At 64.1% G+C, this 12,471-nt stretch carries 12 protein-coding genes; 5 read left to right on the top strand and 7 right to left on the bottom strand.

The genetic code is table 11. The features are described 5' to 3' along the window. Positions 1-117: 117 nt before the first annotated feature. On the bottom strand, positions 118-1,092 hold the full coding sequence (gcvA, locus tag NKJ72_RS10800) for a transcriptional regulator GcvA (RefSeq protein ID WP_352477004.1): 975 nt from the start codon (positions 1,090-1,092) through the stop codon (positions 118-120). Positions 1,093-1,274: 182 nt separating this feature from the next. Between gcvA and speB the strand changes: the two genes are divergently transcribed. The 4 genes from speB (at position 1,275) to NKJ72_RS10780 (ending at position 4,601) form a co-directional block, all read left to right on the top strand. Next, positions 1,275-2,336 carry an agmatinase gene (gene speB / locus NKJ72_RS10795; RefSeq protein ID WP_352477003.1) on the top strand — a complete coding sequence of 354 codons (1,062 nt, stop codon included), beginning with the start codon at positions 1,275-1,277 and terminating at the stop codon, positions 2,334-2,336. Between the two features lie 136 nt (positions 2,337-2,472). Then, the gene (locus NKJ72_RS10790) at positions 2,473-3,282 is read left to right on the top strand and encodes a transporter substrate-binding domain-containing protein (protein WP_352477002.1); all 810 of its coding nucleotides are present in this window, start codon (positions 2,473-2,475) and stop codon (positions 3,280-3,282) included. A gap of 6 nt (positions 3,283-3,288) precedes the next feature. Then, complete coding sequence (locus NKJ72_RS10785) at positions 3,289-3,957, top strand: amino acid ABC transporter permease (RefSeq protein WP_352477001.1); 669 nt, start codon at positions 3,289-3,291, stop codon at positions 3,955-3,957. Further along, positions 3,954-4,601: an amino acid ABC transporter permease gene (locus NKJ72_RS10780; protein ID WP_352477000.1), complete on the top strand. Its 648-nt coding sequence runs from the start codon at positions 3,954-3,956 to the stop codon at positions 4,599-4,601. Before NKJ72_RS10785 ends, NKJ72_RS10780 begins: the two co-directional genes overlap by 4 nt. 17 nt (positions 4,602-4,618) lie before the next feature. On the opposite strand, the gene NKJ72_RS10775 is transcribed toward NKJ72_RS10780, so the two are convergent. Continuing rightward, positions 4,619-6,022 (bottom strand): MATE family efflux transporter, encoded by a 1,404-nt coding sequence (locus NKJ72_RS10775; protein ID WP_352476999.1) that lies wholly within the window; start codon positions 6,020-6,022, stop codon positions 4,619-4,621. 232 nt (positions 6,023-6,254) lie between these two features. Here NKJ72_RS10775 and NKJ72_RS10770 point away from each other — a divergent pair, with 232 nt between their 5' ends. After that, entirely contained in the window at positions 6,255-6,836 is a 582-nt protein-coding gene (locus NKJ72_RS10770) for a histidine phosphatase family protein (RefSeq protein ID WP_352477101.1), read from the top strand. 18 nt (positions 6,837-6,854) lie between these two features. On the opposite strand, the gene NKJ72_RS10765 is transcribed toward NKJ72_RS10770, so the two are convergent. From NKJ72_RS10765 to NKJ72_RS10745, 5 genes are all read right to left on the bottom strand, one after another. Continuing rightward, positions 6,855-8,441: an FGGY-family carbohydrate kinase gene (locus NKJ72_RS10765; protein ID WP_352476998.1), complete on the bottom strand. Its 1,587-nt coding sequence runs from the start codon at positions 8,439-8,441 to the stop codon at positions 6,855-6,857. Further along, positions 8,438-9,121, bottom strand: coding sequence for an HAD family hydrolase (locus NKJ72_RS10760; RefSeq protein WP_352476997.1), 684 nt, complete (start codon positions 9,119-9,121; stop codon positions 8,438-8,440). Before NKJ72_RS10760 ends, NKJ72_RS10765 begins: the two co-directional genes overlap by 4 nt. Before the next feature lie 15 nt (positions 9,122-9,136). Further along, on the bottom strand, positions 9,137-10,615 hold the full coding sequence (locus tag NKJ72_RS10755) for a mannitol dehydrogenase family protein (protein WP_352476996.1): 1,479 nt from the start codon (positions 10,613-10,615) through the stop codon (positions 9,137-9,139). A gap of 71 nt (positions 10,616-10,686) precedes the next feature. Continuing rightward, a complete protein-coding gene (locus NKJ72_RS10750; RefSeq protein ID WP_352476995.1) occupies positions 10,687-11,457 on the bottom strand; it encodes an L-iditol 2-dehydrogenase in 771 nt (256 codons plus the stop codon). Beyond that, positions 11,454-12,458: an ABC transporter ATP-binding protein gene (locus tag NKJ72_RS10745; RefSeq protein ID WP_352476994.1), complete on the bottom strand. Its 1,005-nt coding sequence runs from the start codon at positions 12,456-12,458 to the stop codon at positions 11,454-11,456. The genes NKJ72_RS10750 and NKJ72_RS10745 overlap by 4 nt, the downstream gene beginning before the upstream one ends. Between the last annotated feature and the right edge of the window lie 13 nt (positions 12,459-12,471).

The following is a 12,471-nucleotide window of genomic DNA, read 5'->3' as shown; positions in this document are numbered from 1 at the left end:
CCTGGAATTGCTCCAAATGCCTCTTAGCATCGAATTTTTGAACGCGCCTCCCGCTTTGCGGGCTGGCCCGACAAAAAGAAGCCCCTGCGGCAAGCGGCGCCTGCGGCAGTTTCGGCCTCAGGATGCGGTCTTGGAGCCGACCACCTTGAGCGCTGGACGCTTGCGGCGAATGCCGATGCGACCTGCCACCGGCGCGTCGGCGCGGCGGTCGGCCTGCTCTTTCTCGGCAAACAGCCAGTCGATGAACAATTGCACGATCGGCGCCGACCGCATCTCGTTGCGGCAGACGACGTAGAAATCGTCGACCGCCGGCACGGAAAGGCTGAACGGGGCGACAAGCAGACCCCGGGCGAGCAGTCCGCTTGCCGTCACCGTATCGCCGAGCGCCACGCCATGGCCGTGAACCGCGGCCTCGGTCGCCATGCGCGCATCGCCGAGATGATGGCGGCGGCCGCGCTCGAGGTCCAGTGCGTCGGCGGCGGCCAGCCAGGTGTGCCATTCGCGGCCGTCATCGCCATGCAGGAAGACGTGATCGGCGAGGTCGCGGACGGTGCGGATCGGGCGGTTGTTGATCAGCGTCGGACTGACCACCGGGAACAGTTCGAGACCCGACCATTTGCGCATCCAGCAGTCGGTCCAGCTGCCGTCGCCATAGTGCACGCAGACATCGATGTGCGGGGCGCGGACGTCCTTGGCGTCATTGGATGGGATCAGCGTCAGCCTGATATCCGGATATTGCGAGGTGAAGCTGCCCAGCCGCGGGATCATCCACAGCAACAGCAGAGCCGGCACGCACGATACCGACAGCGCGCCGGTGCTGGCCGGCCGTGTCATGCGCTGCGTGGCGGCGGCAATGCCGTCGAAGGCGGTCGACACCGCCGGCAGCAACTCGGCGCCGTGCGGCGTCAGCTTCACCCGCTGGCCGGCACGCTCGAACAGCTTGACGCCCAATGATTGCTCGAGCGCCTTGATCTGATGACTGATGGCGCCGTGGGTGACGTTCAGCTCGGCCGCCGCCTTACTCAGCGAGGCATGGCGCGCCGTCGCCTCGAAGGCGCGCAGCGGATTGAGCGGTGGCAAACGCTTGGCCATTTGGAACCTGAACTCTGTGAGATTTTCTCACAGCGAACACCCTAACAATATCAATTGATTTTTCAATGCAGCTACAGGACACTTTGCCCAGGCATTGCATCAAGACGTGAAATCTGCAGGCAGCCAACGCTGCGGCTATCGAGGCCGCCGTCCGCGCACCGCACCAGCCATGGAGGACCGACATGGGTTACGACCGCGGCAAGCTCGAAGCGTTGCGCCGCAAATATGGCGAGAGCCATGGCGGCGAAATGTTCGACCCGAAATTCCAGCGTGTCGCCGACAAGATTTTCTCCAAGACCGGCACGCGGCTGGCGCCCTATTCCGGCATCCCGACCTTCCTCGCGGCGCCTTATCGTGAGATCGCCGCCGACAATCCGGATTTCGGCGATCTGCAGGTGGCAATGATCGGCGTGCCGATGGATCTTGGCGTCACCAACCGGCCGGGCGCCCGTTTCGGGCCAAGGGCGTTGCGCGCCATCGAGCGCATCGGCCCCTACAATCATGTGCTGGAATGCGCGCCGACGCATGAGCTGAAGGTCGCCGACATCGGCGACGTGCCGTTCCAGAGCCGCTACCGGCTGGAGACCAGCCATGACGACATCGAACGCCGCACCAACCAGATCGTCGACGCCGGCGTCCTTCCACTTTCGGTCGGCGGCGACCATTCGATCAGCCACCCGATCCTGAAGGCTGTCGGCAAGAAGGCGCCGGTGGGCATGATCCATATCGACGCCCATTGCGACACCAGCGGCCTGTTCGACATGACCAAGTTCCACCATGGCGGGCCGTTCCGCAACGCGGTGCTGGACGGCGTGCTCGACCCGAGCCGCACCATCCAGATCGGCATTCGCGGCTCGGCCGAATATTTGTGGGAGTTCACCTATGAGTCCGGCATGACCGTGGTGCATGCCGAAGAGGTGACCGGCCTCGGCATTCCCGCAATTATCGAGAAGGCGCGCAGGATAGTCGGCGACGGCCCGACCTATGTCTCCTTCGACATCGACAGCATCGATCCGGCCTTCGCACCGGGCACCGGCACGCCGGAGGTCGGCGGGCTGACGACGCGCGAAGTGCTCGAGCTGCTGCGCGGCCTGAAGGGCCTCAACATCGTCGGCGGCGACGTCGTCGAGGTGGCGCCGCAATATGACGCGACCACCAACACGGCGCATGCCGGCGCGCAGGTGCTGTTCGAGATCCTCAGCCTGATGGTGTTCAGCCCGGCGATTGCCGGCAGGGCAGGCTGACGCAGCTCGACCATGATCCCGAAAGTGGGAACCGGTTTTCGGAAAAGATCATGGTCCACTAGAGAATCCAAAGGCGACCGCCGCGCTGGAGCCGGCGGTTGCATTCAACAAACAAGCTTCCAGCAGGGGAATGACAATGACACTTCACATGAAGCTCAAATCATCCATCGTCGCCGTGCTGATGTTCGGCGCGACCGGTCTTGCTTTCACCACCCAGGCCGCCAATGCCGACGCCATCGACGACATCGCCAAGGCCGGTGCCATCAATGTCGGCATCTTTTCCGACTTCCCGCCCTTCTCCTCGGCCAGCGCCGACATGAGCATCAAGGGCTACGACATCGACGTGGCGCAATCCATCGCCGACCAGCTCAAGGTCAAGCTCAACCTGGTCAGCGTGACCGGCCAGAACCGCATTCCGTACCTGACCGACAAGCGCGTCGACCTGCTGATGAGCGTCGGCTACTCCAAGGAGCGTGAGCAGGTGATCGATTTCGCCGCCGCCTACGCACCCTACTACATCGCCGTCATCGGCCCGGCAGCACTCTCGGTCAAAGGCAAGGAAGACCTTGCCGACAAGTCGATCGCCGTCAATCGCGGCACGCTGGAGGACACCTCGCTGACCGAGGCGGCACCCGCCTCGGCCGACATCCGCCGTTTCGACAACTATAATTCCGTCATCCAGGCGTTCATCTCGGGCCAGACCCAACTGATGGTGGTCGGCAACGATGTCGGCGCCCAGGTGCTGGCTCGCCAGGAGGAACTGAAGCCGGAGCAGAAATTCCAGCTTCTCACCTCGCCCTCGCATATCGGGCTCAACAAGAAGGAAGACCGCCTCAAACAAGCGGTCAACGATGCGGTCGCCAAGATGCTGGCCGACGGCAAACTGGACGAAAGCTCGAAGGCCTGGCTGAAGACACCGCTCGATCCCGCCAATCTCAAGGATTAACCGCCAGTGACCTATAGCCTCGACTTCGGCTGGCTTGCCGGGGCGACAGGGGCGATCGCGCGCGGCGCGGCCACGACGATCCTGCTGATCGCTGTGACCACGCTGGCGGGAACGTTGCTCAGCATCCTCGGCGCGGCAGGGCGGCGGAACGGTCCGCTGCTGCTCAAGCGGGCGATCGGCTGGTATGTCGAGGTGATCCGCAACACGCCGTTCCTGGTGCAGCTGTTCTTCATCTTCTTCGGGCTGCCCAGCATCGGCGTCAGGCTCGATCCGGTGCTGGCGGCCATGTTGGCGATGACGCTCAACATGGCCGCCTACACGATCGAGATCGTTGGCGCCGGGCTCGACGCGGTGCCGTCCGGGCAGACGGAAGCGGCACTGGCGCTTGGGCTCAGGCCACGCCAGGTCTTCATCAAGATCGTGCTGCCGCAGGCGCTCAAGGTGATCTATCCGGCGCTGACCAGCCAGATCGTCATCATGATGCTGGAATCCGCCGTGGTGTCGCAGATCGCGGTGCGCGAGCTGACCTATGAAGCCGACATGCTGCAGGCGCGCACGTTCCGGGCTTTCGAGACCTATTTCGTGGTGACGATGGTCTATCTCGCCCTGTCGATTGGGCTGCGCCGGCTGCTGGTCGGCGGCGGCCGCCGGCTTCTTGGAGCCGGCGTGTCATGATCGAATTCACCTTCTGGGACATTCTGCGCAACCTGCTACTGGCCGCGCGCTGGACGGTGCTCTTGTCGTTGGCCGCCTTTGTCGGCGGCGCCGTGGTTGGTATGGTCGTGCTGTTCTTCCGGATCGCCAAGAATAAATGGGCGCGGCGGCTTGCCTCCGGCTACATCGCGCTTTTCCAGGGCACACCGCTGCTGATGCAGCTCTTCCTGATGTTCTTCGGCTTGCCGATGCTTGGCTTGCGCATCGAGCCGTGGACCGCGGCGGTGCTTGGCCTGACCTTCTTCGCCAGCGCCTATCTCGCCGAGATCTGGCGCGGCGGCGTCGATGCGCTGCCGCCCGGCCAGTGGGACGCCGGCGCCAGCCTCGGCCTGCACTACCTGCAGGAGCTCAGGCTGATCATCCTGCCGCAGGCGTTTTCGATCACCCGCGCGCCGACCGTCGGCTTCCTGGTGCAGCTGATCAAGTCGACCGCGCTGACCTCGATCATCGGTTTCGAGGAGCTGGTGAGGACATCCAACGCGATCAACAATGCGACCTTCGAACCGTTCAAAGTCTATGGGCTGGTAGCGCTGATCTTCTTCGTCATGTGTTTCCCGCTAACGCAATACGCACGTTCGCTCGAGCAGCGGGCGGCGGCCCGCTGAGCCGGGCGACCAGCAATTCAACGCCCGAATACCAGCGGCGGCGCGATTCTGTCCCGCCGCAGCCAGCGCCCCAGCAGGAGTGCAGCAACCACCGCCAGTCCCGACGACAGGCCGATCCAGATGCCGACGCCATGGAAGCCGAAACGGAAGGCGAGCAGCACGCCGAGCGGCAGGCCGATGCCCCAATAGCCGATCGCGGCGTAGATCATCGGCACCTTGGTGTCGTGCAGGCCGCGCAGCATGCCGCTGGCTACCGCCTGCGCGCCGTCAAAAACCTGGAACAGCGCGGCAAAAGCGAGGAACGACACGGCAAGCGCCACCACCTCGGCATTAGCCGGATTGCCCACATCGATGAAGGCGCCGATCAAGAGATGCGGCCACAAGATCATCACCAGCCCCATCAGCGCCATGAAGGAGACACCGACGACATAGGCGGTCCAGCCAGCCCGGCTGACACCTTCCGGATTGCCGGCGCCGTGGGCGAGCCCGACGCGCACCGTCACCGCCTGGTTGAGGCCGAGCGGCACCATGAAGGTGATCGAGGCGATCTGGATGGCGATCGCATGGGCGGCAAGCGAAGCCGCATCGATCAGGCCCATGAGAAAGGCCGCCGCGTTGAAGATCGTCACCTCGAAGGCCAGCAGGCCCGCGATCGGCAGGCCGAGCCGCAGCAGGCCCTTGAAGCGCGGCCAGTCGGCCCGCCAGAAGCGTCCGAACAGACGATAGCGCCGAAATTTCTTCTCAAGCATCACCACCGCCGCCATGCCGGCGAACATAAGTGTGCTGGACAGCGTGGTGGCAAGGCCGGAGCCGGCGATGCCCATCGATTGGATGCCGAGATTGCCGAACATGAACAGCCAGTTGAAAAAGGCGTTGCAGGCGACGGCAACGAAAACGATGATCAGTGCCCAGCCCGGCCGCTCCAGCGCCGAAATGAACGAGCGCAGGACGATGTAGCCGAAAAAGGGCAGCACCGCCCATTCGAGCCAGCGCAGATAGATACCCGCCTGGTGCGCCAGCGCCGGCTCCTGACCCATGGCCAGCAGCACGCTCTCGCCGTGCCAGAGAAGGGCCCATATCGGAAGGCAGATGAGGATCGCCAGCCACAGACCCTGGCGCACGGTGCGGCGCAGGTCGCGCACCGAGTGGCGGCGACGGCCGAGCTCGGTCGCCATCATCGGCGAGGTCGCCAGCATCAGGCCAAGTCCAAAGATCAGCGGCATGAAATAGAGGTTGGCGCCAAGCGCGCCGCTGGCCAGCGTGTCGGGCCCCAGCCGCCCCATCATCATGACGTCGGTAGCGGTCATCGCGGTCTGGCCGAGATTGGTCAGCACCATCGGCCAGGCGAGCGCCAGCATCGCCCTGATTTCCCGACGCCAAAGGTTTTCCGGCGCGCGAGCGTCGGCTTCGATCGCAGACATTCCAGTGTTCCGCCTATCCGATTGCGGCACGTCGGCAAGAGCCGGAAGCCACGTCTCAGCACGGAAACGGCCACGATCGGCCGGATTCCGCATTACGACGGGTTTGTCTATGAAATAGGCACCGGTGGCAAGGGGCTGACTTGCGGAAGGGTTAAGCCAGTCAGCTCAATGCAGGCTGTTGGAGAGGCTATGGAAGCCGCTATGGTCACGGTGGATTCATTTGAAAGGCACCCTGATGAGCGCGTTTCCCGAAATCTATCTGGTTCGGCATGGCGAGACGGAGTGGAGTGCGTCCGGAAAGCATACCGGCCGGACCGACATACCGCTGACGCCGGCCGGCGAGGACGCTGCGAGGCGGGTCACTGAGCGGCTAAAGGGCCTGTCCTTCTCGGCGGTGTGGTCGAGCCCGTCGCAGCGCGCCTTCAACACCTGTGCGCTGGCCGGCTTCGGCTCTTCGGGCGTGAAGAAGGACGATCTGGCGGAGTGGGATTATGGTGCCTATGAGGGATTGACCACCAAGCAAATCCTTGCCGAACGTCCAGGCTGGCGTCTCTTTCGCGACGGCTGCCCGAGGGGCGAGTCAGCCGCGGATGTCGGCTCGAGGGCGGACCGCATCGTCAGCCAGCTGCGCGAGGCCAATGGCAACATCCTGGTGTTTTCAAGCTCGCATTTCCTGCGAGTGCTGGCTGCGCGCTGGCTCGGCCTGCCGCCGCAAGACGGCGCGCTGTTCGTGCTAGATACCGCCAGCATAAGCGTGCTCGGCTATGAGCATGATCTCGACGAGCCGGTTGTTCGGCGCTGGAACCAGCGATAGCGCGTGAGGCCGTTCGACCTATATGATCGCGTCCAGCGCCCGCCTTTGCCTGTGCATTTCGAGGAACACGCGGTAGTCGCGGTCGAACCGGCCGGCGGCAGCCGGATTGGGCTCTCGCGTCCTGCCGCCTTGCTGCATGGCGACGCAGGCGGCATTCAAATCGGGAAAAAGCCTGGCCGCGGTGGCGGCAATCATGCCGGTGCCGAGCAGCACCGCCTCGTCCGCCAGCGGCTCGACCACCGTGCAGCCGGTAGCGTCGGCATAGAGTTCCATCAACAGCGGGTTCTTAGTGTGGCCGCCGGTGACGTGCAGCGTGTCGATCAGATAGCCGTTCTCGTTCAGTGCTTCCAGCACATGGCGGACGCCAAGCGCGATGCTGACGGCGGTGCGCCAGTAAAGCTTGCACAGGCTGTCGAAGGAGGAATCCAGCGTCAGTCCGCTGATGACGCCGACGGCATGCGGGTCGGCAAGCGGCGAGCGGTTGCCATGGAAATCCGGCAATACATGCAGCCTTGCGGCGAGGTTGCCACCCTCGGCGGCGCGCAGCTCGGCGACGCGGCGGGCGATCCTGGCGTGCATGACGGCATCCGGCTCGCCGCCGGCGCCATGCCAGCGGATGATGTGATCGAGCAGCGCTCCGGTGGCCGACTGGCCGCCTTCCGACAGCCAAAGGCCGGGAAGGGCTGCGCCATAATATGGCCCCCAGACACCGGCGAAAGGCTGCGGATCGGGCGACATCGCCATGACGCAACTCGACGTACCGGCAATCAGGGCCAGATGGCGGCCGATGTTCGTCGCGTCACCTGCGAAACCGCCGAGCACGCCGAGCGCGCCGGCATAGGCATCGATGACGCCGGCGCCGACCCGGCATTTTTCGGTGAGGCCAAGCTCCGCCGCGGCTTGCGGGCTGAGCGGACCGATATCTGCGCCGACCGGGCTCGCCTTCTCCGGCAAATTGCCGTGCTCGAAAAGGTCGCCGAGCCCGACCGCTTCGAAGAAGTCGCGCCGCCAGCCGGTCGCTTCATGGGCCAGATAGGTCCATTTGGCGGTCAGCGTGCATTGCGAACGGGCGAGCGAGCCGGTCGCCTTCCAGGTGAGGAAGTCGGTAAGGTCGAACAGGTAGCCGGCTTCGTTCCATGTTCCGGGCAGGTTGCGCTTCAGCCACATCAGCTTCGGCGTTTCCATTTCGGGCGACATGACGCCGCCGATATAGTCGAGCACGGCGTGGCCGCTTTCGGTGCATTCATCGGCCTCGGCAATTGCGCGATGGTCGAGCCAGACGATGGTGTCCCAGCGCCTTTCGCCAGTAACGGATACGCTGAGCTGGCCGCCATGCCGGTCCCGCACCACCAGCGAGCAAGTGGCGTCAAAAGAGATGCCGACGATATCCTCAGCCTTCACGCGCGCCTTTTCGCGGGCAGCGCGCACGGCACTGCACACCGCCGACCAGATATCCTGCGAATCGTGCTCGGCGTGATCGGCCTTCGGCTGTTGCATGGCGATCGGGTGCTCGGCGCGGCCGAGCAAGGCGCCACCGGTGTCGAGAATGCCGGCACGGGCGCTTCCGGTGCCGACATCGACCGCGCAAACGAAACTGTTGGTCAAGATGTTCTTGCTCTCGCTCCCAGGCCTGCAATCAGATCGGGCAATTGCAGCATGTCAGCGAATATAAAGTCCGGCTCACTTGACGCAAGCCGCGCTTTCAAGGCCGGGTTGCCGGTGTGCGAGCCGCCGGTGAAGGCAAGGACGCGCATGCCGGCCGCCCGCGCCGCTTCGATGCCGGCCGGGCTGTCCTCGACGACGAGGCAGTTTGGCGGGGCCGCTCTCATTTTATCTGCTGCATGGAGAAAGAGATCGGGCGCCGGTTTGCCCCGCGCCACCATGGCAGCGCTGAACAGATGCGGTTCCAGCAGCCCAAGCAGCCCCGTAACCTCGAGCGCATAGCGGATGCGCTCCAGCGTGCCGGAGGAGGCGACGCAGCACGGCACGCCGAGCTTCGGCAGGACCTGTGCGATGCCTGGCATCGGTTTCAGCTCCTGGCGGAACTTGCGCATCAGTTCGGAGCGCATCTCGGTCAGATGCTGGTCGGTGACATCGAGCCCGAAGTCGCTTGCGAGGATTTCGCGGACGCTCTTCATGCTCTTGCCAAGGAAGTGCTCATAGGCAATGTCCTCGCTGACGTTGCCGCCGGCAAGCGCGATCATCTCCAGCAATGCCGAGACGGACAGCATCTCACTGTCCACCAGCACGCCGTCACAGTCGAAAATGACCAGTTCAGGCGTCATCGCGCTGGATCGGCTTCAGAGGTCGCCGGCGAGATAGCGCGTCAGTGTCGCGCGCGCGCCGTCCGCCCACAGCGATTTGAGCGCATGGGCGAACGCTTCGGCGAAGGACGGCGAGCGGCCGACATCGCCATAGATGTCCTCCATGGCAAGCCAGGCGCCAGGCATGTCCTTGGCCGCCTTGGCCGTCGCCTGCAACCGGCCCCAGTTCGGGTCGTTGGGCTCGGTGACGGCACCGGAATCCGTCGTGCCGAAGCAGTAGCGACACCAGAGCGCAGATTCCAGCGCCAGGCCGGTGACGCTTTTGCCAGCCTTCAGCCGGTCGGCGATCGTCGGAATGATGAATTTCGGCTGGCGGTTGGAGCCGTCGAGGCAAAGCCGGCGTATGGTGTCGCCGATCTTCGGATTGGAGAAGCGGTGCTCGATGAGCTGGTAGTAATCTTCGAGGTCGGTGTCCGGAACCGGCGGCACGGTCGGGATGATTTCATTATGCTCGAGCTTGTCGAGGAAGCCGCGTACCAGCGGCTCCTGCATCGCCTCATGGACGAAATGGATGTCCATCAGCCCGGCCGGATAGGCGATGGTCGCATGGCCGCCATTGAGGATGCGGATCTTCATCAGCTCATAGGGCGCGACGTCGGTGACGAACTGCACGCCGACCTTCTCCAGCGGCGGGCGGCCGTCGGTGAAACGGTCCTCCAGCACCCATTGCTTGAACGGTTCGCAAAACACCGGCCAATTGTCGTCGAGGCCGAACTCGCTGGCGAGAATGCCGCGCTCGCGGTCGGTGGTGGCCGGCGTGATGCGATCGACCATGCCATTGGGAAAGGCAACCTTCTCGCTCACCCAGTTTGCTAAACCTTCGTCGATCAGCCGCGCAAGGCCGATGACGCCATCTGAGGTGACATGGCCGTTATGGGGGATGTTGTCGCAGGACATGACGGTGAAGGGCACAATACCGTCGGCGCGGCGGCGTAGTAGCCCGGCGAGGATGAGGCCGAAGACGGTCTTCGGCGTCGCCCCCGGCTCAGCGTCGGCAACGATGTCGGGATGTGTCGGATTGAAGACGCCAGAAGCCGGATCGATGAAATAGCCGCCCTCGGTGATGGTCAGGGAAACGACCTTGATCGCCGGATCGGCAAGCCGCTCGACGATTGCAATCGCGTCGCCAGGCACCAGGAAGTCGATCATGACGCCGGTGACGCGCGCGCTCATATGGCCGCTGTCCTGCTCGACCACGGTGGTCAGCCAGTCCTGCTCCTGCAGCTTGCCGCGGCCGACCTTCTCGCCCTCGAAGACGCCGGCGCCGACAATAGCCCAGTCGTGGCCAACACCCGAGTTGAACAGGTCGTCGAGGTAGACGGCCTGGTGCGAGCGATGGAAATTGCCGACGCCGAAATGCACGATGCCGGCCTTAAGCGCGGCGCGATCGTATTTCGGGCCGGCGACCTTGGGCGGCAGCTTGGCTAGGATGGAAGAAGAGAGTTTCACGGTCATCTGCTTTACCCTTTAGCGGGACGGCTCTTCCCCCCGTGGAGGAGACGGGGAGAAGAGCGCCTTCGCCCCCCTCAACTCATCCACTGGCCGCCATCGACATTGTAGGTCTGGGCGACGATGTATCCGGCCTCATCGCTGGCCAGGAACACCGCCATGCCGGTGAGGTCTTGCGCCGTGCCCATGCGGCCATAAGGCACGGCTTCGCCGACCAGTCTCTTCTTCTCGCCCCTCGGCCGGTTCTCGAACTTGGCGAACAAGGCATCGACATGATCCCAGTGCTCGCCGTCGACGACCCCCGGTGCTATCGCGTTGACATTGATGCCGTGTTTGATCAGGTCGAGCCCTGCCGACTGGGTGAGCGAGATGACCGCCGCCTTGGTGGCGCAATAAACGGCGACCAGCGCCTCGCCGCGGCGCCCGGCCTGGCTTGCCATGTTGATGATCTTGCCGCCCTTGCCGCGGGCAATCATAGAACGGGCGGCGGCCTGCAACGTAAACAGCGTGCCGGCGACGTTGACCGAAAACAATTTGTCGTAGCTTGTCTTGGTGATCTCGACGATCGGCGCCAGGTCGAACAGGGCGGCGTTGTTGATCAAGATATCGAGGCCGCCGGCCCTGGTTTCGACCGCCTTGACGGCCGCATCGATCGACGCGAGATCGGTGACGTCCAGCGTCACCGCGTAGGCATTGCCGCCGATTTCGGAAGCCGTCTTCTCGGCAGCCTCGAGATTGATGTCGCCGATGGCGACGGTCGCCCCCTCCCGCATGTAGGCTTCGGCGAACGCCCTGCCAATGCCGCGCGCCGATCCGGTGATCAGCGCCGATTTACCTCCGAGCCTCATTGCAGCATCGCCTTCCCATCGGCGCCGAAACGATGCAGCTTGGCCTTGTCCGGCGTCAGATAGATCGTGTCGCCGTGATGGGCGGCCAATTCGCCGTCGGCACGCACCGTCAGCTGCCCGACGCCATCCGCCTGGACGTGCAAGAACGTGTCGGAGCCGAGATGCTCGGCAACGCCGACCGTCGCCTTCCAGTCGCCTGACGTCTTCGAAATGTTCATATGCTCCGGGCGGATGCCGACTGTCTTGGCGCCATATTTGGCGGCGGGCGCGCCTTCGATCAGGTTCATCTTCGGCGAACCTATGAAGCCGGCAACGAACAGGTTCTTCGGCGTCTTGTAGAGCTCCATCGGCGAGCCGACCTGCTCGATATTGCCGGCATTGAGCACGACGATCTTGTCGGCCATGGTCATCGCCTCGATCTGGTCGTGGGTGACGTAGACCATGGTGGTCTGGAGCTGGTGGTGCAGTTCACTGATCTCCAGCCGCATGGTGCCGCGCAGCGCCGCGTCGAGATTGGACAACGGTTCGTCGAACAGGAAGGCCGATGGCTGGCGGACGATGGCGCGGCCGATGGCGACACGCTGCCGCTGGCCGCCGGAGAGCTGCCCGGGGCGGCGGTCGAGGTAGTTGGTGAGGTTCAGGATCCGCGCGGCGTCCTTCACCTTCTTGTCGATGGTCGCCTGGTCCTCGCCCGCCATCTTCAGCGGGAAGGCGATGTTCTTGGCCACCGTCATGTGCGGGTAGAGCGCATAGGACTGGAACACCATGGCCAGCTTGCGCTTGGCCGGCGCCTCGCCGGTGACGTCGCGGCCATCGATGATGATGGTGCCGCCGCTGGTATCCTCCAGACCGGCGATCAGACGCAACAGGGTGGATTTGCCGCAGCCCGACGGACCGACGAAGACGACGAACTCTCCGTCCTCGATGACCAGATCGAGGCCGGGGATGATGGACGTCGCCCCGAAGGATTTGGAGACGTTCTTGAGCGTGATGTTTCCCATGGTTTCCTCCCCC

The organism is Mesorhizobium sp. M0045, assembly GCF_040323385.1.
Taxonomy (GTDB): Bacteria; Pseudomonadota; Alphaproteobacteria; order Rhizobiales; family Rhizobiaceae; genus Mesorhizobium.
The sequence above is the reverse complement of the archived record's forward strand: the minus strand, read 5'-3'. Positions and strand labels throughout refer to the sequence as shown.